At 73.1% G+C, this 26,923-nt stretch carries 21 protein-coding genes; 8 read left to right on the top strand and 13 right to left on the bottom strand.

From position 1 onward, the window contains the following. The first annotated feature begins 67 nt into the window (after window positions 1-67). Window positions 68-2,089, top strand: coding sequence for a tetratricopeptide repeat protein (locus Q8791_RS15805; RefSeq protein WP_330092468.1), 2,022 nt, complete (start codon window positions 68-70; stop codon window positions 2,087-2,089). Between the two features lie 9 nt (window positions 2,090-2,098). Here the strand turns inward: Q8791_RS15805 and Q8791_RS15800 are convergent, their stop codons facing one another. Both Q8791_RS15800 and Q8791_RS15795 read right to left on the bottom strand, forming a co-directional pair. Continuing rightward, the gene (locus Q8791_RS15800) at window positions 2,099-2,359 is read right to left on the bottom strand and encodes a DUF397 domain-containing protein (protein WP_330092467.1); all 261 of its coding nucleotides are present in this window, start codon (window positions 2,357-2,359) and stop codon (window positions 2,099-2,101) included. A 40-nt stretch (window positions 2,360-2,399) separates the two neighbouring features. After that, window positions 2,400-3,392: a stage II sporulation protein M gene (locus Q8791_RS15795; protein ID WP_330092466.1), complete on the bottom strand. Its 993-nt coding sequence runs from the start codon at window positions 3,390-3,392 to the stop codon at window positions 2,400-2,402. A gap of 108 nt (window positions 3,393-3,500) precedes the next feature. Here Q8791_RS15795 and Q8791_RS15790 point away from each other — a divergent pair, with 108 nt between their 5' ends. Continuing rightward, on the top strand, window positions 3,501-4,463 hold the full coding sequence (locus tag Q8791_RS15790; protein ID WP_330092465.1) for an RDD family protein: 963 nt from the start codon (window positions 3,501-3,503) through the stop codon (window positions 4,461-4,463). 40 nt (window positions 4,464-4,503) lie between these two features. On the opposite strand, the gene ahcY (Q8791_RS15785) is transcribed toward Q8791_RS15790, so the two are convergent. Beyond that, window positions 4,504-5,766 (bottom strand): adenosylhomocysteinase, encoded by a 1,263-nt coding sequence (gene ahcY, locus Q8791_RS15785; RefSeq protein ID WP_330092464.1) that lies wholly within the window; start codon window positions 5,764-5,766, stop codon window positions 4,504-4,506. A gap of 401 nt (window positions 5,767-6,167) precedes the next feature. Beyond that, window positions 6,168-7,604, bottom strand: coding sequence for an adenosylhomocysteinase (ahcY, locus tag Q8791_RS15780; RefSeq protein ID WP_330092463.1), 1,437 nt, complete (start codon window positions 7,602-7,604; stop codon window positions 6,168-6,170). Window positions 7,605-7,732: 128 nt separating this feature from the next. Between ahcY (Q8791_RS15780) and Q8791_RS15775 the strand changes: the two genes are divergently transcribed. Further along, complete coding sequence (locus Q8791_RS15775) at window positions 7,733-8,149, top strand: MerR family transcriptional regulator (protein WP_330092462.1); 417 nt, start codon at window positions 7,733-7,735, stop codon at window positions 8,147-8,149. A 110-nt stretch (window positions 8,150-8,259) separates the two neighbouring features. Then, window positions 8,260-9,438, top strand: a complete 1,179-nt coding sequence (locus Q8791_RS15770; RefSeq protein WP_330092461.1) for a hypothetical protein — start codon at window positions 8,260-8,262, stop codon at window positions 9,436-9,438. A gap of 165 nt (window positions 9,439-9,603) precedes the next feature. Here the strand turns inward: Q8791_RS15770 and Q8791_RS15765 are convergent, their stop codons facing one another. From Q8791_RS15765 to Q8791_RS15750, 4 genes are all read right to left on the bottom strand, one after another. Further along, window positions 9,604-10,956, bottom strand: a complete 1,353-nt coding sequence (locus Q8791_RS15765; protein WP_330092460.1) for a protein kinase domain-containing protein — start codon at window positions 10,954-10,956, stop codon at window positions 9,604-9,606. Window positions 10,957-11,113: 157 nt separating this feature from the next. Next, complete coding sequence (locus tag Q8791_RS15760; protein WP_013154764.1) at window positions 11,114-11,290, bottom strand: Trm112 family protein; 177 nt, start codon at window positions 11,288-11,290, stop codon at window positions 11,114-11,116. 89 nt (window positions 11,291-11,379) lie between these two features. Next, window positions 11,380-12,750, bottom strand: coding sequence for a phosphomannomutase/phosphoglucomutase (locus Q8791_RS15755; RefSeq protein WP_330092459.1), 1,371 nt, complete (start codon window positions 12,748-12,750; stop codon window positions 11,380-11,382). Window positions 12,751-12,870: 120 nt separating this feature from the next. Continuing rightward, the gene (locus Q8791_RS15750) at window positions 12,871-13,302 is read right to left on the bottom strand and encodes a DUF3499 domain-containing protein (protein WP_330092458.1); all 432 of its coding nucleotides are present in this window, start codon (window positions 13,300-13,302) and stop codon (window positions 12,871-12,873) included. 239 nt (window positions 13,303-13,541) lie between these two features. On the opposite strand from Q8791_RS15750, the gene Q8791_RS15745 reads away from it, so the two are divergent. After that, complete coding sequence (locus Q8791_RS15745) at window positions 13,542-13,937, top strand: metallopeptidase family protein (protein WP_330092457.1); 396 nt, start codon at window positions 13,542-13,544, stop codon at window positions 13,935-13,937. Window positions 13,938-13,997: 60 nt separating this feature from the next. Here Q8791_RS15745 and Q8791_RS15740 read toward each other — a convergent pair whose 3' ends face one another. The 5 genes from Q8791_RS15740 to Q8791_RS15720 all read right to left on the bottom strand — a co-directional run bounded on the left by Q8791_RS15740 (window position 13,998) and on the right by Q8791_RS15720 (window position 22,410). Further along, complete coding sequence (locus tag Q8791_RS15740) at window positions 13,998-14,957, bottom strand: IS481 family transposase (RefSeq protein ID WP_330092456.1); 960 nt, start codon at window positions 14,955-14,957, stop codon at window positions 13,998-14,000. A gap of 110 nt (window positions 14,958-15,067) precedes the next feature. Further along, entirely contained in the window at window positions 15,068-16,699 is a 1,632-nt protein-coding gene (locus Q8791_RS15735) for a DUF5719 family protein (RefSeq protein ID WP_330092455.1), read from the bottom strand. A 3-nt stretch (window positions 16,700-16,702) separates the two neighbouring features. Then, the gene (locus tag Q8791_RS15730) at window positions 16,703-20,164 is read right to left on the bottom strand and encodes a glycosyltransferase family 2 protein (RefSeq protein ID WP_330092454.1); all 3,462 of its coding nucleotides are present in this window, start codon (window positions 20,162-20,164) and stop codon (window positions 16,703-16,705) included. A 321-nt stretch (window positions 20,165-20,485) separates the two neighbouring features. After that, entirely contained in the window at window positions 20,486-20,773 is a 288-nt protein-coding gene (locus Q8791_RS15725) for a WhiB family transcriptional regulator (RefSeq protein ID WP_014908913.1), read from the bottom strand. Window positions 20,774-21,012: 239 nt separating this feature from the next. Continuing rightward, on the bottom strand, window positions 21,013-22,410 hold the full coding sequence (locus tag Q8791_RS15720; RefSeq protein WP_330092453.1) for a mediator complex subunit 15 domain-containing protein: 1,398 nt from the start codon (window positions 22,408-22,410) through the stop codon (window positions 21,013-21,015). Window positions 22,411-22,657: 247 nt separating this feature from the next. Between Q8791_RS15720 and cofD the strand changes: the two genes are divergently transcribed. The 3 genes from cofD (at window position 22,658) to Q8791_RS15705 (ending at window position 26,766) form a co-directional block, all read left to right on the top strand. Then, window positions 22,658-23,659, top strand: a complete 1,002-nt coding sequence (gene cofD / locus Q8791_RS15715; RefSeq protein ID WP_330092452.1) for a 2-phospho-L-lactate transferase — start codon at window positions 22,658-22,660, stop codon at window positions 23,657-23,659. Further along, on the top strand, window positions 23,656-24,951 hold the full coding sequence (locus tag Q8791_RS15710) for a coenzyme F420-0:L-glutamate ligase (protein WP_330092451.1): 1,296 nt from the start codon (window positions 23,656-23,658) through the stop codon (window positions 24,949-24,951). Before cofD ends, Q8791_RS15710 begins: the two co-directional genes overlap by 4 nt. Window positions 24,952-25,182: 231 nt before the next feature. After that, the gene (locus Q8791_RS15705) at window positions 25,183-26,766 is read left to right on the top strand and encodes a Na+/H+ antiporter (RefSeq protein ID WP_330092450.1); all 1,584 of its coding nucleotides are present in this window, start codon (window positions 25,183-25,185) and stop codon (window positions 26,764-26,766) included. Window positions 26,767-26,923: the final 157 nt, after the last annotated feature.

The following is a 26,923-nucleotide window of genomic DNA, read 5'->3' as shown; positions in this document are numbered from 1 at the left end:
GCGTCCCGTGCCCGTCCGGGCCGCCGCCCCCTTCCCGGGACGGCCTCCGGGCGGGCACCATGGCCGTATGCCCCCTTCCCCCGGCGCCGGTGACGGCTCGAACGACGACAGGTCCCACAACGCCTTCCAGGGGGCCGTGTACGGCCAGCTGGTCCAGGCCCGGGACATCCACGGCGGTGTCACCGTCAATGTGCCGCAGGCACCGCCTCCACCGCCGGCGGACGTGTCCCTGGACGCGCCGAGGCCGGCGACCGCAGTGCACGGACGCGAGGAGCTGCTGGGGGTCCTGGGTCGGGAGATGAGGGCAGGGGCGGCCGTACCCCACGTCCTCACCGGCCCCGGCGGGTTCGGCAAGACCACGGTGGCGGCGGAGCTGGCCGGGCACGCACGGAACGACGGGTGGACGGTGTTCTGGGTACGGCCGGACAGTGTCGTCCCGAGCATGTTGGAGGTAGCGGTCGAACTCGGCGGGTCCCGGCAGGAGGCGGATCTTATGCGGTCGGCGCCCCGCCGGGCCGCCCGCTGGGTGTGGCGGCACCTCGACGCGGCGCCCCGACCATGGCTTCTGGTGGTCGACAGTGCCGATCGCCCGGAGGAGTTGGACCCGGAGAACCGACCCGGTGACCAGCTGGGGTGGATGCGTGCGAGCCCGGGAGGGTTCGTGCTGGTGACGAGCCGGGTCGACGATCCCCTTCTGTGGGCTCCGGCACGGGTGCACCGCGTCGACGGGTTGGAGGCGGAAGCGGCGGCCTCCGCGCTGGCCGACCACGCGGGGCTACCGTCACCACCGGGGGCGGACGAACTGGTGGAGCGGCTGGGCGGCGTGCCGCTGGCGCTGTCCCTGGCCGGTCGCATCCTGGCCACGCACCGGGTGCTGTTCCCCGACGCGCACGCGCTGCTCGCGCACCTGACCGGGGGCGTCGGCGCGCTGGACGAGCTGGCCGCGCCGTTCGTCACCGGGAGCGACGCCGACCGCGGGCTGCTGACGGGGGTGTGGGAGCTGTCCCGGCGGCTGGTCGCGGAGAGGGAACCGCAGGCCACTCCGCTACTGCGGCTCCTGGCCGTCCTGGGCCCCGATGCCGCGCCCGTCCCCCTGCGCAGACTGCCCCTGTCCGAACTGAGCGGCGGGGTCCTCGGCTCCCCCGACGAGGTCTCGTTCGCCCGTGCGGTCAACGCCCTCGTCGTCCACGGCCTGGTGACCGTGGGGCAGCGGGCGGGCGAGACGTTCCTGCGCCTGCACCCCCTGGTGTCCGAGACCGTTCGTGCCGGACTCACCCACGCCGACCTCCCCCTGCTGGAACACGCCGAGCGGCTGTTGCGGTGGAACGAGGACCACGACCTCGTCCTGGAGATGGGCGCCTACACGGCGCTCCACCACATCATGGCGCGTCTCCGGGACGACGCGGCGTTCACCCGCACGAGCGCCCTGGCCCACCGCGCCATGATGCTGCTCGGGGACACGGAGACCGCGGAGCGAGGACTGCGGCGGCTCGTGGAGCAGAGCACGGGCGATCTGGGGGCCGCGCATCCCGAGACCATGCGGGCGCGACACGGACTCGGTGACGCCCTCAGGGCCGGGGAGAAGATCGAGGAGGCCGAGGAGGTCTACACCGCGACCGCCGGGGATCGCGAGAGGGTGCTGGGCCCCGGGCACCCGGACACACTGAGCACCCGCCACCAGGTCGCGCTGATGACCGGGTTGCGCGGTGACCTGGGCGGCGCCGAGACGGGATTCCGTGCCGTCCTGGATGCTCACGAAGGAGGGAGGGACACTCCGATCGCCCTCCAGGTCGCGGAGAACCTGGCCCACGTCCGATTGCTCAGGGGGGACGCGGTCGCGGCCGAGAAACGGTTGCGGGAGATCATGCGGGTGCGGTCGGGTACTCAGGGCGAACGGCACCCTGGGACGCTCGCCACCGCTTTCAGCCTGGCCCAAGCCCTCCACGCCCAGGAGCGGTGGGAGGAGGCTGCGGACGCCTTTGCCCACGTCGCGCGCGTTCGCGAAGAGATTCTGGGTGAGGACCACCCGCTGACCCTGGCGGCGCGGGAGTCGCACGAGCTGTCACTGAACCGTGGGGGGAAGGACTGACACGCCCCGTCAGCCGCGTTCCCCGGTGTGGAGGAGCCGCAGGAGAGTCGACCACTCCCGTGCCCCCAACCGGAGGACGGCGCTCTTCCTGTGACGGGTGTCGCGCACCAGGACCCCCACGCCGCTCGCGAGCGCGGCGCCCAGGCGACCGTTGTCGGAATCGCGGTGGGCTCTACCGAACCGGGCGGGTTCGACGATCGCCACTCCCAGGCAGTTGGAGTTGAAGTCGCTGTGGGAGCTCTTGAACCAGCGGGGAGTGTCGGTGTCCATCCCGCGATGCTGCCACGGCGGGCCGGCGGCGCCGAGCCCGTCAGGCGACCGGCACGGCTTGCGGCGCGTTCTTGATGTCGCCGGTCTCCCCCGCCAGGTACGCCCTGCGGCCCACCGTGAACACGTAGAGCACGAACAGCGCCTCGGCGACGACGCCGATACCGATCCTCTGCCAGGTGACGTGCACCCAGCCGGTCACGAAGCCCTCGATCAGCCCGGAGACGAAGAGCACGACCACCAGGCCCAGCACGACGGCGATGGCCGCCCGCGCCTCCTCGCCCAGGGCGCGCATGCGGGTGCGGTCCCCCGGGGAGATGATCGTCCAGCCGAGCTTGAGCCCGACGCCCCCGGCCACGAACACGGCCGTCATCTCCAGCAGCCCGTGCGGGAGGATCAGCCCGAAGAACACGTCGCCGCGCCCGTGGGCGATCATCATCCCGGCGGCCATCCCGATGTTGACCCCGTTCATGGCCAGCACCGCGAGTGTGGGCAGCCCGAACGCCACACCGAAGATGATCGCCTGGGCGGCCACCCACGCGTTGTTCGTCCACACCTGGGCGGCGAACGAGCCCGCGGGGTTCTCGACGTAGTAGTTGGCGAAGTCGTGCTCGACGTACTGGGCCATCGACTCGGGGGTCCCCAGGGCGTGGAGCACGTCGGGGTCGTTGACGATCCACGCGGCCGTGACCGCCGCGATCGCGACCGTGCCCGCCGACGTCCCGATCCACCACCACCGCAGCCGGTACAGCACCGCGGGGAAGACCCGCGTGAAGAACCCGCCGACGTCCCGCCACGCGGACGCGTGGGCGCCGGTCACCGCCGACCGGGCGCGCGCCACCAGCGCCGACAGCCTGCCGACGAGGGCCGGGTCCTGGCCCGACGAGCGCACGACGGACAGGTGGGTGGACACCCTCTGGTAGAGCTCGACGAGTTCGTCGATCTCCTCACCGTCCAGCGAACGGCGCCTGCGCGCCAGATCGTCCAGCCGGTCCCACTCCCGGGCGTGCACCGCGGCGAACACGTCGATATCCACGCATGGGACCCTATCGGTTCGGGCCCGGGGGCCGCCTCCGAGGCGAACTCCCGTCCCATGTGGCGGGTAATGTCATGGGGACGGTTTCAGACAGTCCTGAGGGAGCGTGTGCTGGTGTCCTATCCCGGCGACGGTGACACCCGCGGCGACGTGTACGGAGTGACACCACTGGTCACCGGTGACGCGGTGGTGCTCGACCTGCGTCCGGCGGGCTTCGCCACGAGGGCCGCGGCCCTCGCGATCGACGTCATCGTCCAGATCATCGCGCTGATCGCGCTCGGCATCCTGACGTCGTGGATCAGCACCGGCATCGACGCCGCGGCCACCGCGGCGGTCTCCCTGGCGGGCCTCGTCCTGGTCACGGTCGGCTACCCGACGATCTTCGAGACGGTCTCGCGCGGTCGCTCGCTCGGCAAGATGGCGCTGGGCCTGCGGGTGGTCGGCACCGACGGGTCGCCCGAGCGGTTCCGGCAGGCGCTGGGGCGCGGTCTGGCGTCGTTCGTGGAGATCTGGATGACGACCGGCATGGTCGCCCTGATCACGTCGATGGTCAACCGGGACGGCCGCCGGGTGGGCGACTTCGTCGCCGGGACCATGGTGGTGGAGGAGCGCGGGGGCGGCCGCCGCGACGAGGTCGTCCCCATGCCGCAGCACCTGGCCGGATGGGCCGCGGGCGTCGAGCTGTCCCGGCTGTCCGCGGAGACGGCGGCCGCCGCCCGCCAGTACGTGCTCCGGTACGGGGAGCTGGCCGAGCACACCCGCCACGAGATGGGCATCCGTCTGGCCGACGCCGTCGCCGCGCAGATCAGCCCGCCTCCGCCGCCCGGCACCACCCCTCCGTACTTCCTGGCCGCCGTGCTCGCCGAGCGGCGCCGCCGCCACGAGGCCGCCGCGCAGCCGCCCCCGGGCGTCCACCCGCAGCAGGCCCCGCAGGGGTATCCGCAGCACCCGAACGGGTACGCGCAGCAGGTGCGGACGGGGTACCCGGACCAGTACACGGGGTACCCGCAGCAGTACGGCGGCCACCCCCCGGCGGGGAACCCGCAGGGCGGCCCGTACCCGTACCAGTGACCGGGCGGGCCGGGTCCGCCCGGCCGACCGCCTCACGGGATCAGGGGTGCCAGGACCTCAGGTAGGCCTCCTGCCCGGGGGTCAGCGCGTCGATCCGCACCCCCAGCGAGGCCAGCTCCAGGCGGGCCACCTCCGTGTCGATGCCCTCCGGCACCTCCAGCACTCCCGGCCCCATGCCGGCGTGCTTCGCGGCCAGCCACTCCGTGGTCAGGGCCTGCACCGCGAACGACATGTCCATGACCGCCGCCGGGTGGCCCTCGGCGGCTCCCAGGTTGACCAGCCGCCCCTCGGAGAGCAGCAGCACGCGCCGCCCGTCCTCGAACACGTACTCGTCGGCCTGGTCGCGGACGCCGCGGTCGACCCCGACGGCCAGGCGCTCCAGTGCGGACAGGTCGATCTCCAGGTCGAAGTGGCCGGAGTTGGCCAGGATCGCGCCGTCCTTCATCCTCTCCAGGTGCTCCGCCCGGACCACGTCGCGGTTGCCGGTGACGGTGACGAACACGTCCCCGACCGGGGCCGCGTCCTCCATCGTCGAGACGGTGTAGCCCTGCATGACCGCGTCCAGGGCCTTGACCGGGTCGACCTCGGTGACGACCACCCGGGCGCCCATGCCGCGGGCGCGCTCCGCGAGCCCCCGCCCGCAGTACCCGAACCCCGCGACCACGACGGTGCGCCCCGCGAGCAGCGCGTTGGTCGCCCGCAGGATGCCGTCGATGGTGGACTGGCCGGTGCCGTAGCGGTTGTCGAACATGCGCTTGGTGGCGGTGTCGTTGACCGCGACCATCGGCAGCCGCAGCTCGCCCTCGGCGCTCATCCTGCGCAGCCTGATGACGCCGGTGGTGGTCTGCTCACACCCGCCCAGGACCCCGTCCAGCAGGTCGGGGCGGGCCACGTGCGCCGTGTTGACCAGGTCGCACCCGTCGTCGAGGAGCAGGTGCGGACGCGTCTCCAGGACCGTGACCAGGTTCCGGTCGTAGGCCGCCGGGTCCATTCCGGCCCACGCGTGGACCGAGACCCCGTACTCGGCGACCAGGGCGGCGGCGGTGTCGTCCTGGGTGGACAGCGGGTTGGACGCCGCCAGGGCCACGTCGGCGCCGCCCGCGCGCAGGGCGCGCAGCAGGTTCGCGGTCTCGGCCGTCACGTGCAGGCACGCGGCCACGCGCAGCCCCTCCAGGGGGCGCTCGGCGGCGAAGCGCTCGCGCACGCTGCGCAGCACCGGCATCGAGCGCTCGGCCCAGTCCACGCGGCGGACCCCGGCGCCGGCCAGGCCGAGGTCGGCCACCTCGTGCGGCGTGTGGGTCATGTGCATCACCAGGGTCCCTTCTCCGTTCCGGTCTCCCGCCCCCGGCCCGGGGCCGGACACGGCGCGGGCGCCGCCGGGGTCTCCCGGCGGCGCCCGTCGGGCCGTGGGCCCGCCCCGCTGCCTGCTTCCCGGGCGGGACCCGCTCCGCCCCGGCTCCCGTGGGTCTGCCGGGAGGGCGGGCCCGCCGCGACGGGGCGCGGGCCGGGGTACACGCCCCAGGCCGCGTTCCGCGGATCATTCCGGGCTCGCGTCCCCCGGGCTGCCTCTCGCTGCGCCGACTGCGCTCGGACAGCCGAACCCGGGCTGACCTGCGCCACTCGTCTTGCGAGAGATGGCCTGGAATCCGCTCGCGTCGATCGGCGCAAGCGCCGAGTCAACCGAAAGCATCCACGGGACACGCCCTAGTAGCGGTAGTGGTCGGCCTTGTACGGACCCGACACGTCCACCCCGATGTAGGCGGCCTGCTCCTTGGTGAGGGTGGTCAGCTTGACGCCGAGCGCGTCCAGGTGCAGACGGGCGACCTTCTCGTCGAGGAGCTTCGGCAGCGTGTACACGCCGATCGGGTACTCGTCGGGCTTGGTGAACAGCTCGATCTGCGCGATGACCTGGTTCGTGAAGCTGTTGGACATCACGAAGCTGGGGTGCCCGGTGGCGTTGCCCAGGTTGAGCAGGCGGCCCTCGGACAGCACCAGGACGGACTTGCCCTCGGGGAGGGTCCACTCGTGGACCTGCGGCTTGATCTCCTTCTTCACGATGCCGGGGACCTTCGCCAGGCCGGCCATGTCGATCTCGTTGTCGAAGTGGCCGACGTTGCCGATGATCGCCTGGTGCTTCATGCGGACGATCTGGTCGGCCATGATGACGTTGAAGTTGCCGGTGGTGGTGATGAAGATGTCACCGGTCCCCAGCACCTCCTCCAGGGTCGTGACCTGGAAGCCGTCCATGGCGGCCTGGAGGGCGTTGATCGGGTCGATCTCGGTGATGATGACGCGGGCGCCCTGGCCGCGCAGGGCCTCGGCCGCGCCCTTGCCGACGTCGCCGTAACCGCACACCACGGCGACCTTGCCGCCGATGAGCACGTCGGTGGCGCGCATGATGCCGTCGGGCAGCGAGTGGCGGATGCCGTACTTGTTGTCGAACTTGCTCTTGGTGACGGAGTCGTTGACGTTGATCGCAGGGAACGACAGGACGCCGTCACGCTGCATCTCGTACAGGCGGAGCACACCGGTGGTGGTCTCCTCGGTGACGCCCTTGATGCCCTCGGCGATCCCGGTCCACTTGGCGGAGTCCTTGGCCAGGCTCTTCTGGAGGAGGGTCAGGACGACCTCGAACTCCTCGCTGTCCGCCGTGGAGGGCTCGGGGACGGCCCCGGCCTTCTCGTACTCGGCGCCCTTGTGGACGAGCATGGTGGCGTCGCCGCCGTCGTCCAGGATCATGTTGGGGCCGTCGGCGCCGGGCCAGGTCAGCGCCTGCTCGGTGCACCACCAGTACTCTTCCAGGGTCTCGCCCTTCCAGGCGAAGACCGGAACGCCCTGCGGGTCCTCGGGGGTGCCGTCGGGGCCGACGACGATCGCGGCGGCGGCGTGGTCCTGGGTGGAGAAGATGTTGCAGCTGACCCAGCGAACCTCGGCGCCCAGGGCGACCAGGGTCTCGATGAGGACCGCTGTCTGGACGGTCATGTGCAGCGAGCCCATGATGCGGGCGCCGCTCAGCGGCTTGCTCTCCCCGTACTCGGCGCGGGTGGCCATGAGACCGGGCATCTCGTGCTCGGCGAGTCGGATCTCGTCGCGGCCGAAGGAAGCCAGGGAAAGATCGGCGACCTTGAAGTCGAAAGCCATGCGTTCCTCACTCGTGGTGGTCGTTGCGTCCACGATTCTAGGCCCGCAGGCCCGGCACCAGCACGAAGTTGACAAAGCCCTGTCAGATTCGCGGTGCCCGGGAGCGGAGTTCGGTTAGGGTCGCGTCCATGGCCGCCCTCGACGACGCCCCGTCCCCGCCCGACCCGACCGCCTGGCCGACGGGCCCCGTGCCGATCTCGACCGCCGCGGAGCGGGTGGGCACCACGGCCCGGATGCTCCGCTACCGGGAGGGCCTGGGGCTGCTGCCGCGCACCCAGGAGCAGCCCACGGGGCGGGGGCACCGGCACCGCCGGTTCACGGAGGAGGACCTGCGCACGATCGGGGTCGGCCTGGAGCTGGAACGCGAGTTCGACATCCCGCCCGCAGCGCTGGCGTTCGCCCTGCGCGTACTCGCCGAACCCGACGTGCTGGCGCGGGTGCGCGCGCACGGGGAGCGGCTGGGCAGGCTCGCGGCGGCTCCCGCACGCGCCCTCGACTTCGAGAAGCAGAAGGCCATGCGGCTGCTCCAGGACCGCAGGTCCTGACGGGACGCGCGGGGATCACGAAGGGTTCACGCCCCTGTGCGTCCGGTCATGGCCACAGGTGGATCCGTTCGGCATGTTTTGGCAAACTGCCGACGGGCTACGGAAAGGGCGTGGATACCCTATGCAGCGGCGCGGCTCTGGACCGGATACCGGGCCTCGTGCGCGAAGACCTGATGGACGTCGACCGGCTGCGGGTGATCTGGGCCCAGCACCGCCAGGGCCAGCCCCGGGACGCGCGCGGAGCAGCACGGCGGGAGCTCACCCGGAACCGCGTCCGTGAGCTGGGCGGCGGCCCGGCCCTGGAGGAGCTCGTCGCGTCCACCGCGGAGGACGGGATGTCGGGGCGCGCGGTGACCGCCGCCTACGTCGCCGAACTCGCCGAGCGGGCCCTCGCCCTCCCCGAGGACGACCCCACGCGCTCCCCCGCGCTCCCCCTGGACTCCGAGCACGCCCTGCGTCTGGCCGGGGCCGCGGCGGCTCCCGTGCACCCCGTGGTGCGCGCGGCGCACACCTTCGCCGAGTGCTCGGCGGTGCTGGACGGACTCGACGCGGCCCGGGCCGAGCAGGGGTCGCGGCGGCGGACGGACGCGGGCGACCGCCCCTGGGTGCTGCCCTGGGTCCTGGCCTCACTGGTCCTGCGGAGGGCCGACTTCCCGCCGCTGCTGCCGGACCGGCTCACCGCGCCGCCGTGTACCGGGCGGGACCCCGAGGAACGCCTCGCCGGGCTGGTGCGCCACTTCTCGAAGCTGGTCACCCGTACCCTGCGCGAGGAGCTGAGCTGGTCGGCCGACAGCACTCCCCCACCGCGGTCGCCGGTGTCACCGCTGGCCTCCGTGACCCGTCGGCGCGTCCTGGACTACGTGCGCTCGCGCAGGGAGCCGGTCGCCCTGATCCTGCGTGCCCTGGACCCGGGCGCCCGCGCCCTCGTGCACTCGGGCGGCTACGACGAGCCCTCCCCCGGGAGTCAGGCGGCGGTGACCGCGGCGCGCACCGTGCTCACCCCGGGCGCGGCCCACTGGTGGACGGCCCTGGAGCTCGTGGTGGGCGAGGCGTCCCTGGTGCTGTGCGTGGTGGTGCAGGAGATCGGACGGCCCCGGACCGGGGTCCTGGCGGTGACCACCGACGCCCGTCTGACCACCCCTGACGGGGTGCGGGACGCGTTGGGCATGTCGGGTACCGACAGTGTCACCGTGATGCCGAGCGACTGCGTGGACGACCGCTGGCCCCAGGTGCGCGACCTCGTGGACGAGGCTGTGTCCCGCGCCATGAACGAGCTCACGAGGGTGTGACGCGGGCGGATCGCCGCGATCGGCCCCGGCGCCCGCCGGGCGGGGACCCGTGCCCGCCTCCCGGGCGGCCCGCGGTCGTGCCGGAGGCGTGTCCCGGTCGGGCACGGCGAGGGGATCCGGACGCGCGGAGGCGGCGGACCGCGGCGCGTGCCCGCGGAGCCGGGTCTAGCCTCCGCTGAGCGCGATCAGGAGCAGGACCAGCAGCAGGATCACGATGGTGATGAGGACCGCCGGGATGACCCAGCTCTGCTGGAGCACCGAGTTCTGCTCGACCGGGCGCGGCATGGGCTGCTGCCCGCCGGGGCGGGCGTAGGTCTGGTTGGGGCTCATGGCCGTGTGCATCGGGTTGCCCATGCCGTGTACGCCGTGGGGCACGTGCGGCTGCTGGTGCGGATAGCCCGGACGCGGGTTGGAGGTCCCCGGGTGGCCGTGGACTCCGCTCTGGGGGTTGGAGGTCCCGGGGTGGCCCGGTACGCCGGGGCGAGGGTTGGAGGCGCCCGGGTGGACGAACCCGTGGCGCGGGTCGGGGTAGACCGGCATGCCGGGGCGCGGGGCGGAGGCGCCGGGCGGGTAGCCGCCGGCCCCGGCCTGCGGGCCGGTCGGCGGCTGGGGCCGGAACGGCGCCTGGCCGCCGGTGGCCAGTCCCGCCTGGGCGATCTGCTCGCCCTGCCTGACGGCCTCGTCGGTGGATCTTCCGGGCACGTCCGGCCCGTCGTGGCCGAGCAGGCGCATCAGCAGCGTCTGGGCGTTGGGCCGGTTGGCGGGGTTCTTGTCCAGGCACGACTCGACGATGGGGCGCAGCGCCTCGTCCACGCCCTCGACGTCCGGCGGGGCGCTGACCACGCGGTGCACCACGGCGGGCACGGTGTCCGAGCCGAAGGGCGCGCGTCCGGTGGAGGCGAACGCGATCACGCAGCCCCACGCGAAGATGTCGCACTTGTCGGTGATGCCCTGGCCCTCGATCTGCTCGGGAGCCATGTAGGAGGGCGTGCCGACGATCGAGTTGGTCATGGTCGCGGTGCCGTCGTCGACCCGGGCGATGCCGAAGTCGATCACGCGCGGCCCGTCCGGGCCGAGCAGGACGTTGCCGGGCTTGAAGTCGCGGTGCACGATGCCCGCCTTGTGGATCGCGACCAGGGCGGTGGCGGTGGAGACCGCGAGCCGCTGGAGCGTCGATCCGCGCAGGACCGAGCCCTTGGCGACGGCCTCCTGGAGGTCCTTGCCCGGCACGAACTCGCTGACCACGTACGGGGGGTCGCTGTCGAGATGGGCGTCGATGATCGCGGCCGTGCAGAAGGAGGCGACCTTCTGGGCGGCGCGGACCTCCTTCTCGAACCGCTTGCGCAGGTCCGAGTCCTGCGACCACTGGTCGTTGAGGACCTTGACCGCGACCTCGTCGCCGTCCGGGCCCTCCGCGAGGTAGACGACGCCCTGGCCCCCCTTGCCCAGACGTCCGGTCACGCTGTACTCGCCGAACGAGGAGGGATCGCTCGGCAGCAGCGAATCGGAACCGGGCATCGGGGTCCTCCAGGGAGGTCGTCTTGAGCGGGGCGCGCAGGAACAGCGTACGGGTTGCGGGGAATGCGGGTTGCGTCCCGTCATGCCCCGTAGTGGGGCCTCATCCCCTGCCGCACACGGTATGACTGCCGGAACAGCCGTGTCGTTCCATCCGACCTCAACCGATTTTTCGCGCCTCGTCGACGAGCAGGACCGGGATGCCGTCCCGGATGGGGTAGGCGAGGCCGCTCTCGTCGCAGACCAGCTCGTCCGTCTCGGGGTCGTGGCGCAGCGGGGCCTGGCTCTGGGGGCAGGCCAGGATCTCCAGCAGCCAGCCGTCGATCTTCGTGCTCATGGTCCTCGTTCCTCAGTGTGTGTGCGGGGGGCGGGGAGACCGCCGCGCCGGCGGCGGTGCGGTCGTCCCCTCCCCACCATGATGCCTGCTCAGGCGCGGATGATGGCCAGGACCTCGTCGCGGAGACCGGCCATGGACGCCTCGTCGGCGGCCTCGACGTTGAGCCGCAGCAGCGGTTCGGTGTTGGAGGCGCGCAGGTTGAACCACGACCCGTCGGGGAGGGAGACGGTCAGGCCGTCGAGTTCGTCGACGGTGACGCCGTCCCGGTCGGCGAAGCCGGCGCGGACCGCCGCCGTGCGCCCGGGGGCGTCGGCGACCTTCGAGTTGATCTCGCCCGATCCGGCGTAGCGGGAGTACTCCGCGGTGATCCGGGAGAGCGGGCGGTCGTCCGTGCCCAGGACCCGCAGGACGTGCATCGCCGCGAGCATACCGGTGTCGGCCCGCCAGAAGTCGCGGAAGTAGTAGTGGGCGGAGTGCTCCCCGCCGAAGACGGCGTCGGTCTCGGCCATGGTGGCCTTGATGAAGGAGTGGCCCACCCGGGTGCGGACGGGGACGCCGCCGCGCTCGCGCACGATCTCGGGGACCGCCTGCGACGTGATGAGGTTGTGGATGATCGTGGAGCCGGGCGCGCGCTTGAGCTCCTCGCTCGCGACCAGCGCGGTGACGGCGGAGGGCGGCACCGCGTCGCCGTTCTCGTCGACGACGAAGCAGCGGTCGGCGTCGCCGTCGAAGGCCAGGCCGATGTCGGCGCCGGTCTCGCGCACCTTCGCCTGGAGGTCGACCAGGTTGGCCGGGTCGAGGGGGTTGGCGGGGTGGTTGGGGAAGGTGCCGTCCAGCTCGAAGTAGAGGGGGACGACCTCCAGCGGAAGGCCCTGTTCGAGGACGGCCGGGACGGTGTGGCCGCCCATGCCGTTGCCCGCGTCCACGACGACCTTCAGCGGCCGGATGTCCGACAGGTCCACGAGCCCGCGCAGGTAGTCGGCATAGCCCGGCAGCAGGTCCTGCTCGGTGACGGTTCCCGCGGGCCCGTCGTGGGGGGGAAGGCCCCCGGGCGCGGCCAGTTCCTGTTCGGCCAGGCGCCGGATGTCGTCCAGACCGGTGTCGCCGCTGATGGGCGCCGCCCCGGCCCGGCACATCTTGATGCCGTTGTACTCGGCGGGGTTGTGGCTGGCCGTGAACATCGCGCCGGGGAGGCCGAGGTGGCCCGAGCCGTAGTAGAGGAGGTCGGTGGAGCCGAGTCCGGCGTAGACCACGTCGAGGCCCTGCGCGGTGACCCCCTCGGCGAAGGCCGTGGCCAGTTCTGGCGAGGAGGGGCGCATGTCGTGCGCGACCACGACGGCCCCGCCGCCGACGACGCGGGCGAAGGCCGCGCCGATCGCCCGCGCGATGTCCGCGTTGAGGGTGTCCGGGATCACACCGCGCACGTCGTACGCCTTGAAGATGCTTCCGAGGTCAGCCACGTCTTCTCCGGACGGTCGGTCCTGCTCCACGTTCGGTCCCGCGCGGGTCTGGCCGCGCGCGGTACAAAGCTAGCAAGCGACCGCGCGGCGGCCCCACCGGCACCGCGGGCGCAGCGGTGTCTAACGGGGTTCGGGAGGGCCCGGGTACGGCCGGCCGCCGGGACGGCCCGGCCTCTGCTGGTCGCCCCGGCCCGGATCGGACCTGACCACGCGCAGATGCCCTCTGCGCAGCGTCTCCGAGCCCCCACCGGGGTCGTCGGGCGACGGGCTCCGGGCAGGGGGACGGGCCGCCTCACGTACGGCGTCGGCCAGGGCCTCCAGGTCGTCGCTGCCGGGGCCGCCCCCCGCCGTCTCGACGGGGAGTCGGACGACCTCCCACCCGCGCGGCGCCGTCAGGCGGTCGGCGTGCATGGCACAGAGGTCGTAGCAGTGCGGTTCCACATAGGCGGCGAGAGGACCGAGGACGGCCGTCGAGTCGGCGTAGACGTACGTGAGCGTGAAGACGGCAGGCTGCCGACAGGCGGTACGGGAGCAGCGGCGAACAGGGCTCACAGCGTTTGACTGTATGCCTTTACTGAGGGACACGCCAGCATCGTTCCATGAGCTGGTCTGTTCGCGCCCCTTCCGGGGCCCGCGCGCCGCGTCCGGCGGCCGGCCCGTCGGAGGCGGGCCCGGTCCGGGTTTTCACGGGGCGACCACCTTCGCGGCGGAGGGGACTACGCGCGGGGCGCCTGATGGCTTAGTCTCGAAGTGTGCGACGAGTGCGCCTTTCCAGTGGCCAACCAGACCGAATGCGGCGCCGGGACCGCCGCGGCCGAGGCATCCGCGGTCCTCTCGTGCCCTCTGACCTGCCGGTGTTCCGCAGCCGGGCACAGGCTTTCGACGATCTCGTCCTGGACGCCGTCGAACGCCTCGAACGTCTGTGGGCACGCGAGCTCGCCAATGTCGACTTCCTCGTGGAGGACGTCCCCCCGATCCCGCGCCACGGACCGCTGTCCGAGGCGATCCCGTTCTCGCGCCTGGAGACCGATCCCTCGGGCCGGGCCCGCATCGTGGTGTACCGGCGTCCGGTGGAGATCCGGACCAAGGACCCCGAGGAGATGGCGCTCCTCGTCCACGAGACCGTGGTCGAGGAGGTCGCCAACCTGCTCGGCGTCGAACCGGAGTCGGTCGACCCCGAGAGCTGACGCGCCGCCCCTCCGGGTCGGTGCGGGGCGCCGCGGCGCGTCTCCGCGGGCCCCCGCGCCCTAGGTGTATTGACCTGAGAGGTTGGTGACGCGGGAGGCGGGAGGGCCGCCTATGGCGGTGTGGAACCGGTGGTGATTGTAGTGGTGCAGCCATTCGGTGAACGCCTCCCGCTTTTCGGCCTCGGACCGGTAGGGGCGGGCGTAGGCCCACTCCTGGACCAGGGTCCGGTTGAAGCGCTCGACCTTGCCGTTGGTCTGGGGCCGGTAGGGGCGGGTGCGCTTGTGCTTGATCTCCTGGTCGGCCAGCAGGTCTCGCCAGGTGTGGGAGTTGTAGCAGGACCCGTTGTCGGTCATCACCCGTTCCACGGTGATGCCGACCGAGGCGAAGTAGGCATGGGCGCGTTCCCAGAACCCCGTGGCGGTGTCCTTCTTCTCGTCGGTGAGGATCTCGGTGTAGGCCAGGCGGGAGTGGTCGTCCACGGCGTTGTGCAGGTAGGCGTACCCGGCCCTGGAGCGGTTCTTGCGGCCCTGGGTGCGGCCCAGCGCCTTGTGGCCGCCGCCGTCGGGGATGTTGCCGAGCTTCTTGATGTCCACGTGCACCAGCTCGCCGGGCCGTGAGCGTTCGTAGCGGCGCACCGCGCGTCCGGTGGCCCGGTCGGTGTGGGTCAGGCGGGCGCACTTGTAGCGGGTCAGGATGCGGTGCACGGTCGAGGGGTGCATGCCCAGGTGGCCGCCGATGCGGGCCGGCCCCCACCGGTGGGTGTGGCGGAGTTTGATGACGCGGCGCTCGCGGCGGGTGGGGGTGCGTCGGGGGGTGCGGTGGGGGCGGCTGGAGGCGTCGACCATCCCGGCCTCGCCCAGGGTGCGGTAGCGGTTGGCCCAGCGTTGGACGGTGGTGGGGCTGGTCTGGAAGCGTTCGGCGGCCCGGCGCAGGGGCCAGCCCTGGTCGACGACGCAGCGGGCCAGGGCCAGGCGTCCGGCGGGTGTGAGGCGGGCGTTGGCGTGGGTAGTGTGGGGCATCGAGGGCCTTCCGGCGAGTCGGTGCAGATGTCGCAATCCACACCGATACCGGAGGCCCTCTTCGCGTGTGTCAGGGGGGTGGGTGTTACCAACCTCCGTGGTCAGTACACCTAGGGGACGACGCCCACCATGCTGTCGCGCACCACCGGGAGCGGTATCTCGACCGGGGCGGGGCGCACCGGCAGCACGCTCAGACCGTCCCCGTCGCGCAGCACGCGTGCGACGTGCAGGGACGTTCCGTCCACGAGTTCCAGGCGGACGGCGTAGCCGTCCTGCGGGTCGGCGCCCGGCGGAACCTCCCAGGAGTCCCCGTCCGCGCCGAACACGACGGTGGTGCCGGCCGCGACCGCGACGCGTACGGCGTCGCCCTGGGTGCCGTCGGCGGCGACCGGGGTGGCCATCAGCGAGGCGTCCCCCTCGACGGCGCTCAGGATCAGCTCGGTGTCCGTGCCCTCGGGCACGTCGGGCAGGACCGCGGTGGCGTCCAGCGGCGGGCCCAGCGGCGGCACGGCGGCCGTGTAGGCGGTCTCGACGACGTCGTCGCCGTCCATCGCCTCGGCGGCGACGCCCGCGACCACGGGCACGTCCGACTCCACGACGACCGCGCCGGCCCCACCGCCCAGGATGCTCTCCAGGGTGACCCAGGAGGCCGCGGCCGGGGGCACGGTGACGACCAGGGGGTCCTCCGCCGTCCCGGAGCCGTTGGCCCCGCCCTCCCCGGCGCCCGCCTCCTCCTCGCCGTCCTCCGGCGGGGTGGCGACCGCGTGGACGCGCACCTCGGCGGGCTCCTCCCCCGGGGCCGCCAGGACGAGGTGGCGGCGGCCGTCACCGCCGACGATGCCCGGGACGACGTGCTGCTCGGCGGGGGCGGCCGTGGGCGGGACCCAGTCGGCTCCGCCGGAGGCGTGCTCGGCGAGGAGCGACGCGGCGACCCTGCCCGTGCTGGTGCGCACGTGGACGCCGACGGCTCCGCTGCTGCGGACGAGTTCGGTCAGGTCGAGCTCGGTGGACTCCCCCGCGAGCAGGGAGATGCCCCGGCTCTCGGAGGAGTAGGAGGGGCCGCCCTCGGTGTAGGCGTCCACGCTGACCGTCGCCCGGGAGTCCTCGGGGTTGGCCAGGCGGACGGTGATCGCCTCGACGCCCACGGCCTCGCCTCCGCCCGCACCGGGCAGGGCGAACCACGTGCCGATGGACGGCTCGACGCAGCGCACCTCGGTGACGGAGCCGTCGGAGAGGGTGGTCTGGGCCGCGTCGAGGCCGGAGGCCAGCGAGCCCTCGGCGCGGATGGCCGCGGGGTCGTCGGCGCCGGAGGCGTCGGCGCTCCACACGCGGCCGGGCTCGGTGAGCTCGTCGCCGACGCGGTCCGCCTCACCCCCGTCGTCGGGGGTGTCCCCCGCGGCGGTCCCGCCCGCGTCCTCGGCGTCCTCCCCGTCCGCGCCGCCCGCGTCCTCGGCGTCCTCCTCTTCCTCGTCCTCCTGCGGGGCGGCCGGAACGTGCTCGGCCCACAGCCCGCCCTCGTCGTCGCGGCTCACCCGGGGAGCGAACGCGGCGACGGTGCTGTCACCCTCCTCGTGCGGGGCGGGGCAGACCCGCACCGCGTGGTCGGGGCGCACGGCGCCCGGCTCGGTGACGCCGAGCTCCGCGGTCACGGGCCGGGTCGCGAAGGCCACACCGAACAGCGCCGCCATGGCCAGCGCGACCAGGCCGAACAGCGCGAACCGGTTCTCCACGATCAGTCGCACGGACTACTCCCCCCGCTCGGTCCCGGACGCTCCCGCGCCCCCGTCGTCCGTCCCCGGGCGTCCGCCCGCCCGGCGCCTGCCCGGTTCCTTCCTGCGTGTGCCGCGGGAGCCCCTGCGGTGGCCCCGCCCGGAGGCCACGGGGACCGCGCCGGTGGCGGGTCCCCCGTCCCCGGGTTCCGGACCGTCCTCGACGGCGTCCTCCGGGGCCGCCTCGCGCGCGGACGCGCCGGAGCCGTCCGCGTCCCCGGCGTCGGCCGGGGTCCGGACCGCACCGGGGACGGAGGCTCCGCGCCGGGCGCGGGAGCGCCGGCGCGAGGTCCTGCGCAGCCGCTCCGGCCTGCGCGGACGCGGAGCGGGGGTCGTCTCGATCAGGCGCGTCTCCTCCTCCGTGCGCACACCGGGCGCGGCGAGGACGGAGACCGCCAGGAGCAGGAGCCCCTGGGTGACCAGCCAGGCGACGTGCACGTGGTCGGTGTGCCACACGCGCAGCTCGCCGCCGTCCACCGGCAGCGCCCAGGCCTGGGTGCCGCCCTCGGCGGCGACCGGGGACAGCTCGACGCCGTCGAGGGTGGCGTGCCAGCCGGAGCCCGCGGTCTCGGCGAGGGCGAGGCGCCGCCCGGTGTTGCCCTCGGCCACCACCGCGGTCCGTTCGTCACCGGATCCGCTCACCTCCAGGGGCTCGGACCCGGTCCCGTCCTCGGACACGACGCGCAGGGCGCCGGTGGGGATGCCCACCTCCCAGAGCGCGTAGTGCTGGGACAGCGACTGCCTGCCGAGCCCGGGGGTGCCGTCCAGGGTGTCGACCATGGTGGCGTCGGCGGGGCCGCTCATCTCCGGGCGCGGGTAGAGCACGTACTGGATGCCGTGGTCGGCCAGGACGTGCATCTGGTCACCGCCCTGCCCCGCGGCGAGTCCCGCGACGGCGCGGTCCATGGCCTCGCGCGCCTCGGGGGCGGGGACGACGCGCTCCTCGCCGAGGCGGGGTTCGCGTCCCCGCACCACGACGTAGTCCACGCCGCCCTCCCCGTCCGGGGTGACCACCAGGGTGCGCGGCTCGGTGCCGCCGCCGCTGACGCTGGCCAGGGCGCCGGGGACCACGGGGGTCGCGTGGGCGGTGAGCGGACCGTCGACGCCGTTCCACATCCACAGGGCGGCCGAGGCGACGGGGGAGGCCAGGGCGAGCGCGGCCACCGTCACCGCGAAGACCCTGCGCGTCCCGCCCAACCGCACCATGTCGCCGAAGGAGCGTGCGGCGGTCGCCGCCGACAGCAGGACCGCCGTGGAGGCGAAGGCAAGGGCCACACTGGGCCAGACCGGGGCGGGCGGCCCGCCGAAGTAGGGCTCGATGACCACGCGGCCGGTCAGGATGGCGACGAGGACGCCGAAGAGGGCCAGCGACCATCCGGCGGCGACCAGGACCCGGTTGCGCAGCAGGAGCAGCGAGCACAGGGCGGCGACGACGAACCCCGCAGTGACCCAGAACGGAGGCGTGCCGGGGCCGCCCGGCGAGAGCATGAGGAGCTGTTGGGGGGAGGCGCCCGGGGCGGACAGCTCCGGGCTGTGCAGCCCGGCCTCCAGCAGCCACAGGGTGGGGTGCAGGAGCAGTTCGAGCGACCACGGGAGCAGGATCACGACCGGGAGCCCGAGGCTGATCGCGACGCTGACGTAGACGCGGCGGCCCAGGTGTCCGAAGGACAGGGCCACCAGTACCCCGGTGACCAGCGACAGCAGCCAGACCAGGGGCACGAACGCGGTCGCGGCCGACAGGACGAGGCCGAGGGCCCAGGCTGCCCGGCGCGACGACCTCGGGGGCATGGCGACGAGCCGTACCAGCAGCAGGCCGAGGACCGGCATCAGGACGTGGACCAGGGCGGTGCCGAGCCGGCCCTGGGCGACGGCGCCCGTGGCGACCGGCAGCAGCGCGTACGCGGCGGCCATCCACAGCCGGGCGGGCCGGAAGCCCAGGACCTCGCGGGCGAGCGCGTAGGCGGTCGTGCCCGCCAGGGGGACGCACCCCAGGAGGATGACGGTGACGGCCAGCCACGGCTTGCCGAGGGTGAGCGTCGACAGCAGGGCGAGGAGCCCGACGTAGGGCGGGACGGGCCCGTCGGAGCCCAGCCCGCTGTCGGGGCTGCCCGAGAGGTAGAGGTCCCACATGTCCGCGGCGGTGCCGGCCACCGGTGGCAGCGCGCCCCCGGCGAGGAGGTCGCCGAACAGCAGGGAGCGCCCGGCGACGAGGGTGACCGCGGTGAGTCCGAGGAACAGCAGCATGCCGGGTTGCAGGACGACCCTGCGCACGAAGCCGTTGCTGTCGGTCGGCGCCTCGTCCTCGTCCTCCGCCGTCGGCGGCGCGGTGACGGCCTGGTGGCGACCGGGGGTGTTGCGGACCGGCTCGCCGGACAGGATGCCGGTGACGACGTCGTAGAACTGGCGTATCGCCACGCCCCGCGCGAGGAACGGGCGGATGGCGCTGTAGGTGCGGCGGCGGTCGCGGCGGCGCCGGAACCGGGCGCGCGCCAGCCGGAGGGGCCTCAGGTACACCAGGGTGATCGCGGCGGCCTCGTCCAGGGCGTTGGCGGGCTGCTTGATGAGCAGGTAGGTCACCACCCGCAGCAGCGAGGCCACGGAGTTGCGGATCAGCGCGGCCACCATGCCGCCGACGGGCAGGTTGGCCAGGAGGACGAAGATCGCGTGGCGGCGGTCCACCCGGCGCGGGTGGTTGCGGGTGGCGGTGATGGGCCTGCGCCTGCGGGCGGAGGCCTCCGCGTGGTAGGCGACAGCGTCCGTGACGAGCAGGGCGCGCAGCCCGGCCCCGCCCACCCTCCAGCAGAAGTCGATGTCGTCGCGGAACAGCGGGAGGGCCGGGTCGAAGCCGCCGAGCCGGTCCCACACGTCGCGGCGGATGAGCATGCCGGCACTGGACACGGCGAGCACCTGCCGGTTGCCGTCGTGCTGCCCGTGGTCGAACTCGCGCTGTTCGAGGCCGGTCTCGCGGCGGCCCGCCCCGTCGATGGTGACGCCGATCTCCACCAGGAGGCGGCGGTCGAACCAGTCGCGGAGCTTGGGCCCGAGGACGGCGGCGCGCGGGTCCTGGTCGGCCGCGGCCACCAGGTGCTCGAGGGCGCCCTCCTCCGGCGTGAGGTCGTCGTGGATGAGCCAGATCCACTCCGTGGCGTCCTCGTCGAAGCCGCGCACGGCGATGCTGGAGCGGGGGAGGTCCAGGGCGGCGCGGACGGCGTCGCCGTAGCCGGTGCGGGCGGGCAGGTCGACGACCGCGCTGGACGGCAGGTACTCGCGGAGGATGTCCGCGCTGCCATCCGCGCTGCCGGTGTCGGCGGCCACGACGCGCTGGACGGGGCGGGACTGTGCGCGGAGGGCCGACAGCGTCTCGGGCAGCCAGCGGGCGCCGTCGTGGGACACGATGACCGCGGTGACGACGTGTCGGTCGGAATCGGGGTCGAGCACGGCTGTGGTGGGTTCTCTCCGGGAGAAGGGGCTGGACCCCGTTCGGGTCCGCGTGGGTCCGACCCGTCGGGGTCGGCGGGCGCGTGGGTGCGCCGGGGGCGTGGGTTCGCCGGGGGCGGCTGTCGCGCGCGGGACATCACGATACGCCACCCGCCAGCTTTATGAGCCTATTCACCTCACCCCGACCCGGCACCGCCATATCGGGATATTCACGTCCGAGGGCGTGCGCGCGGCAATCCTCACCCGGGGCAGGAAGGGCTCGGAACATGAAAAAACGCGCGCCCGGGCTCGTGGCCCGGACGCGCGTCGTCGGCGCCGACGCTAGAGCATGTCCGCCAGGAAATCGAAATCTCCCCCGGCGGCTTTCTTCAGCCTCCGGCGCTCGCGTTCGGAGAGTCCCCCCCAGATGCCGAAGCGCTCATCGTGCTCCAGCGCGTATTCCAGGCACTCCGCACGTACCTCGCACGACTGGCAGACCTTCTTTGCCTCCCGTGTCGAGCCGCCCTTCTCGGGGAAGAACGCCTCCGGGTCGGTCTGCGCGCACAGGGCACGTTCCTGCCAGCCCAGATCTTCGTCCGAGCCGTGCGCCAGCGGGATGACCTCGCTCATGCGCACCTCCTGTTGCCCCCCATAGATGTACCCGACCCATTTACGTCCCCCGGGCCGGGTGGAATCCCACCTTGAAATTACACGCGCGCCGCTCGCTTCGAGTCAAGCGCCCTGCGTGGTAATCCACTGAATATCATGTAACGAACCGCCAACGACGACTCGGAGATGTCCGTTCTGTGGATTACCACGCAATTCACGGCCTTCCAGGGCGGTGGAGTGCGTGGAGCCCCGAGCCGGGATCAGCGCTTGTCCTCGCTGCCGTACCAGCCCTGCTGGCCACCGGTACCGCCCTGTCCTTGCTGGTCAGAGCCGTATCCGGCGCCGGAGCCGTACTGGACGCCGTACGATCCGCCGGCCTGGCCGGAGGTGTCGGTACCGTTGTTCTCACCAGAGTTAAAGAATGAATCAACTTTGCCCTCGGACTGGGCGTCCTGCGCGGGCTGGCCCTGATCGGCGCCCTGGTACCAGCCGTACTGGATGGCGTCCTGGGCGGCCTGGTCGCCGACGACGGGCATCTGCTCGGTGCTCTGCGGGGCGTACTGGGACGGGTCGTAGGCCTGCCCGTACTCGGCCTGCTGCTGCGCGGACGGGTCGGCCTGCTGGCCGTACTGCTGCGCGGCGTCGTACCCCTGCTGGCCGTACGCCTGCTGCGCACCGGTCCCGTACTGCTGGCCGTACTGCTGCGAGGCGTCGTAGCCGGCCTGCTGCTGGGCCGGGTCGTAGGCCTGCTGCTGCCCGGACGCGTCCACCTGCTGGCCGTACTGCTGCGCGGCGTCGTACCCCTGCTGGCCGTACGCCTGCTGCGCACCGGTCCCGTACTGCTGCTGGACCGCGTCCGCACCGTACTGCTGACCGTACTGCTGCGAGGCGTCGTAGCCGGCCTGCTGCTGGGCCGGGTCGTAGGCCTGCTGCTGCCCGGACGCGTCCACCTGCTGGCCGTACTGGCCGTACGCCTGCTGCGCACCCGTCCCGTACTGCTGCTGGACCGCGTCCGCACCGTACTGCTGACCGTACTGCTGCGAGGCGTCGTACCCCTGCTGGACACCGGAGCCGGTCTGCGCGGGATCGGCCGCGGCCTGGAAGCCGGGGTCCTGCGCCGGGTACGCGGGCTGCGCGAAGGACTGCTGCGCGCCGGTCATGGGCGGGTACTGCTGCGGCGGGTACTGGTACTGCTGCTGCGGCGCGGCCTTGGGGACCAGCGTCGGGTCACCGAAGGCCTTGAGCAGCGCGAATCCGAGGATTCCGAGCACGGCGGCGGATCCGAGCGTGGACACGAAGCCCGCGAAGCCCAGGCCGATGTTGTTGTTCGCGGCCGCACCGACGAACTCGGTGATGAGGTTGATCGCGGCGAACAGCAGGCCGACGCCGCTCATGACCAGGCCGCTGAGCACGATCGGCGAGGCGGCCCGGCGCGTGCGCTCACTCGTCAGCACGAGGGCGGCCGCGGCGGCCAGCAGCACCGGGACGTGGAGGCCGAAGAAGGCCCCGCTCGCCCCGCCCATCGCTCCGGCGAAGCTGCCCGGGTAGCCGGAGCCCGCGATCAGGCGGATCAGGCCCGAGAGCATGGACGCTCCCACCGCGCCGACCAGGACCCAGGCCCCGGGAAGGCGCAGGCGTTCTAGTGTTTCGTTGTTCAAGAGAGGTTCCCCTCTGCTGCTTCTTCGCCGTCGCGTCGGTGGAAGCTTGGCATATCGTCGGACTGTCAGATGCATCGGTCGCGTCCGGGTGGAGGTGTGGGGACACCGGAGCGGGCCGAAGAGGTGAGATGGCGACCTGGACCCCGGGGTTCACGAACTCCCGGTACCGGAACGGTCACACGAGGGTCGCGAGCCCACGGCGGGGCAGACGACCCATACACGCCCCCAGCCTGCCAGACTTGGACGCATGCGGATAGTCGTACCGGCTGGCGGTATCGGTGGCGCACGTTTCCTCCGCGGTCTGAAGGCCGCGCTCGCAAACGGGTCGCCGGACACCGACGAGCAGATCACAGTCAACAACATCACCGTCATCGGGAACACCGGTGACGACATCACCCTGTTCGGGCTGAGGATCTGTCCGGATCTGGACACGGTGATGTACACCCTCGGCGGGGGGATCGACGAGGAACGGGGCTGGGGCAGAGTCGACGAGACCTTCACCGTCAAGGAGGAGCTCGCCGCCTACGGGATGAAGCCCACGTGGTTCGGCCTGGGCGACCGCGACACCGCGACGCACATCGTGCGCGCGCAGATGATCGCGGCCGGGTTCCCCCTCTCCGCCGTCACCGAGGCGCTGTGCGACCGCTGGCAGCCGGGCGTGCGCCTTCTGCCCATGACCGACGACCAGGTCGAGACGCACGTGGTCGTGGACGACGGCCAGGGCCGCCGGGCGATCCACTTCCAGGAGTGGTGGATCAGGCACCGGGCAGCACTGCCCGCGGAGCAGATCATCAGCGTCGGCGCCGACGCGGCCGAGCCCGCCCCCGGTGTGCTGGCCGCCATCGCCGAGGCCGACGCCGTCATCCTCCCCCCGTCCAACCCCGTGGTCAGCGTCGGGTCGATCCTCAACGTGCCCGGCATCCGCGAGGCCATGGTCGCCAAGACCGTCGTGGGCGTCTCCCCCATCATCGGCGGGGCTCCGGTGCGCGGCATGGCCGACGCCTGCCTGACCGCGATCGGCGTGGAGACCGGCGCGGGCGCGGTCGCCGAGCACCTGGGATCCGACCTGCTGGACGGCTGGCTGGTGGACGAGGCCGACGCCGGTACAGAGGTGGAGGGCATCGAGGTGCGCTCGCGCCCCCTGTACATGAGCGATCCCGCCTCCACCGAGGCGATCGCGCGTGCCGCGGTCGACCTGGCCGTGGAGCTGGCCGGGCGCGGGCCCGAGGGCGAGGCGACCCGGGGATGAGCACAGAACTGCGGGTACGCGGCCTGGGCGGCATGCCCGAGGTGCGCGCGGGCGACGACCTGGCCGTCCTGGTCGCCGACGCGGCGGAGGCCTCGGGGACCCCGCTGGCCGACGGCGACATCCTCGTCGTCACGTCCAAGGTGGTCAGCAAGGCCGAGGGGCGCTCCCGGCGGATGGACCGCGAGGAGGCCGTCGACGCGGAGACCGTGCGGGTGGTCGCCCGCGCGGGCCGCACCCGGATCGTGCAGACCCGGCAGGGCCTGGTCATGGCCGCGGCCGGGGTGGACGCCTCCAACGTCGAGCCCGGCACCGTGCTGCTGCTGCCCGAGGACTCCGACTCCTCCGCCCGCGCGCTCCGCGCGGGTCTTCGCGCGCGCCTGGGCGTGAACGTGGCGGTGATCGTCTCCGACACCTTCGGGCGCCCCTGGCGGTTCGGTCAGACCGACGTCGCCATCGGCGCCGCGGGCCTGTCGGCCGTCCATGACCTGCGCGGCAGCGAGGACACCCACGGCAACGTGATGGAGGCGACCGTCAACGCGGTCGCCGACGAGATCGCGGGGGCCGGGGAGCTGGTCAAGGGCAAGACGAGCGGTGTCCCGGTCGCGGTCGTCACCGGGCTCCGCGAGCTGGTCACCGAGGAGGACGGGGTCGGCGCGGCCGCGCTCGTGCGGCCCGCCGACGAGGACCTGTTCCGGTACGGGTCGCGGGACGTGGTCGCGGCCCGGAGGACGGTGCGATCGTTCACCGACGCCCCCGTGGACCCCGCCGCCGTGCGGCGCGCGGTGGCCGCGGCGGTGACCGCACCCGCCCCGCACCACACGACCCCGTGGCGGTTCGTCCTGGTGGAGTCCCCGCAGACGAGGAAGCGGCTGCTCGACGCCATGCTGCAGGCGTGGGTCGCGGACCTGCGAGGCGACGGGTTCTCGGAGGAGCAGATCGCCCGGCGGACACGGCGCGGCGACGTGCTGCGCGGGGCGCCGTACCTGGTGGTCCCGTTCCTGGTCGCCGACGGCGCACACCCGTACCCGGACGCGCGCCGGGCGGACGCCGAGCGGTCGATGTTCCAGGTGGCGATGGGCGCCGGGGTACAGGGCCTGCTGGTGGGACTGGCGATGGAGGGGCTGGGCTCGGCCTGGATCTCCTCGACCATGTTCTGCGCGGACGTGGTGCGCGAGGTGCTGGAGGTTCCGCGGGACTGGGAGCCGATGGGGTCGGTGGCCGTGGGGCACGCCGCCGAGGCGCCCCGAGACCGTCCGCCGCGCGACCCGGAGGACTTCGTCACCGTGCGGTGAGCCCACCGGGCCGGCGCCGTCCGGCCCGTTTCCGGGCCCGTCCGACCGGCCCCCGCGGCCAGGAGCCGCGGGGGCCGGTCCTCGTCGTGCCGGGCCGCGGCGGCCCCGCCGCCGAGAGGGCGGCGCGGGTACCGGACCGGCGCCGCTCCGGCTGCGCCCGGCGCGTCACGGAGACCCGTGGGCCCGGCGGCGCGATGCTGGTCCGGCAGGGAGCCGAGCGGGGGACGCGGGATGAACGTCGAGCAGTACGTGATCGCCACCCTGGTGATCGTGGTCGCCGTGATCTGCGGGCAGCTGGTCGCGGGGAGGCTCCGGGTGCCGAGCGCGATCGTGCTGGTGCTGCTCGGCATGGCCCTGGGGGTCGTTCCGTGGATGCACTCGCTGTCGGTCTCCCCCGAGGTCATCCTCCTCGTGTTCCTGCCGCCGCTGATCTACAACGCGGCGTTCTTCTCGTCGCCCCGTGACATGCGCGACCTGATGCGGCCCATCATCGTGATGGCCGTGGGGGTGACGCTGGCCACCGCGTTCGGGCTGGCGGCCGTCATCCATCTGCTCATCCCCTCGGTGGGATGGCCCGCGGCGATCGCCCTGGGCGCGGCGATCGCTCCGACGGACGCCGTGGCGGCGTCGGCGATCCTCAAGCGGGTGGGCACGCCGCGCAGGGTGCTGACGATCCTGGAGGGCGAGTCCCTGATCAACGACGGTGTCGCGCTGACCGTGTTCAGCCTGGCCGTCACCGCGATGGCCCGCCCCCTCACGCCGCAGGAGGGCCTGGTGGAGCTGGCCGAGGTCGTGGTGGGCGGCCTGCTCTGCGGCGCCGTCGTCGCGGCGGCGGTGGCCTGGTCGCGGACCCGCATGCAGGACCCGTCGCTCCAGCTGCTGGTCGTGCTGGTCACGCCGTTCGTGGCGTACGTCCCGGCGGAGATGGCCGGGTTCTCCGGCGTGCTGGCCGCGGTGGTCGCCGGGTTCTACCTGGGCACCCGGGGCGAGGGCCTGCTGCCGCCGCGCGTGCGGGTGAACGGGCACACGATCTGGTCGACACTGGTGAACCTGCTGGAGTCGATGCTGTTCGTGGTGCTCGGCCTCCAGCTGGACGCGGTGGTGACGGCGGTGCGCGAGCACTTCGCCTTCCTGCCGCTGGTGGGGGTCGCCCTGGCGACGGCGGCGGCGGCGGTCGTCCTGCGCATGGTCCTGATGCTGGTCGTCATCCCGGTGCAGCGGGTGGTGTCGTTCCTGAACCTGGACGTGTCGTCGTTCCGGGAGCGGATCGTCATCGGGTGGAGCGGGATGCGCGGGGCGGTGTCGCTGGCGATCGCCCTGTCGCTCCCCGCCACGCTGGGCGGGGAGCCGTTCACCGACCGCGGCGCGCTGGTGTTCGTGGCGGGCGTGGTGGTGCTGGGGACACTGGTGGGCCAGGGCATGACGCTGCCGCTGCTGCTGCGGCTTCTCGGGTTGGCCGAGGAGGGGGCCCGGCAGCGGGAGTTCCTGCGGGCGGACGAGCGGATGAGCTGCGCCGCGCTGAGCAAGGTGGACGAACTCCTCCGCGAAGGGGAGCTGGACGAGAAGACCGCCGACTCCCTGCGCGGCGTGTACGTGCGCCGGGTGACACAGGTGCGTGGGCTCCTCGACGCCGACGACGGCCGCGCGCGGGAGAGGGTCGACAGCGGCAAGGCGGTGCACGCCCAGATCACGCAGGCGCGGCGGGACACGCTGGTGTCGCTGTACCGGGAGGGCGACATCGACCACGACGTGTTCCAGGTGATGAGCCGCGACCTGGACATCCGCGACACGGGGGCGGGCCCGTACAGCGCGTGAGGGGCGGGGCTCCGGCGCGGCCTGCCCGACCCGGCGCCCGGGGCGGAGGGAACGCCGGGACCGGAGCTCATGCGGCATTCGAGTGGTACGCGGTCCCAAAGAAAACTGCAAACTTTCCTTACCATTTCCATTGACGCGACAGAGAGCCAACTTTAAA

This window comes from Nocardiopsis codii (assembly GCF_036327455.1).
In the GTDB taxonomy this organism is placed as follows: Bacteria; Actinomycetota; Actinomycetes; order Streptosporangiales; family Streptosporangiaceae; genus Nocardiopsis; species Nocardiopsis codii.
This window is presented reverse-complemented; position numbering and strand designations above follow the sequence as displayed.

Coding starts and splice junctions, on each gene's coding strand:
- Q8791_RS15775 (WP_330092462.1), top strand. CDS start 7,733: ATGGCCGCCCTCGACGACGCCCCGTCCCCGCCCGACCCGACCGCCTGG.
- Q8791_RS15740 (WP_330092456.1), bottom strand. CDS start 14,957: ATGCCCCACACTACCCACGCCAACGCCCGCCTCACACCCGCCGGACGC.
- Q8791_RS15760 (WP_013154764.1), bottom strand. CDS start 11,290: ATGAGCACGAAGATCGACGGCTGGCTGCTGGAGATCCTGGCCTGCCCC.
- Q8791_RS15805 (WP_330092468.1), top strand. CDS start 68: ATGCCCCCTTCCCCCGGCGCCGGTGACGGCTCGAACGACGACAGGTCC.
- Q8791_RS15765 (WP_330092460.1), bottom strand. CDS start 10,956: ATGCCCGGTTCCGATTCGCTGCTGCCGAGCGATCCCTCCTCGTTCGGC.
- Q8791_RS15800 (WP_330092467.1), bottom strand. CDS start 2,359: ATGGACACCGACACTCCCCGCTGGTTCAAGAGCTCCCACAGCGACTTC.
- ahcY (WP_330092463.1), bottom strand. CDS start 7,604: ATGGCTTTCGACTTCAAGGTCGCCGATCTTTCCCTGGCTTCCTTCGGC.
- Q8791_RS15745 (WP_330092457.1), top strand. CDS start 13,542: ATGCGGCGCCGGGACCGCCGCGGCCGAGGCATCCGCGGTCCTCTCGTG.
- cofD (WP_330092452.1), top strand. CDS start 22,658: ATGCGGATAGTCGTACCGGCTGGCGGTATCGGTGGCGCACGTTTCCTC.
- Q8791_RS15710 (WP_330092451.1), top strand. CDS start 23,656: ATGAGCACAGAACTGCGGGTACGCGGCCTGGGCGGCATGCCCGAGGTG.
- ahcY (WP_330092464.1), bottom strand. CDS start 5,766: ATGACCCACACGCCGCACGAGGTGGCCGACCTCGGCCTGGCCGGCGCC.
- Q8791_RS15705 (WP_330092450.1), top strand. CDS start 25,183: ATGAACGTCGAGCAGTACGTGATCGCCACCCTGGTGATCGTGGTCGCC.
- Q8791_RS15725 (WP_014908913.1), bottom strand. CDS start 20,773: ATGAGCGAGGTCATCCCGCTGGCGCACGGCTCGGACGAAGATCTGGGC.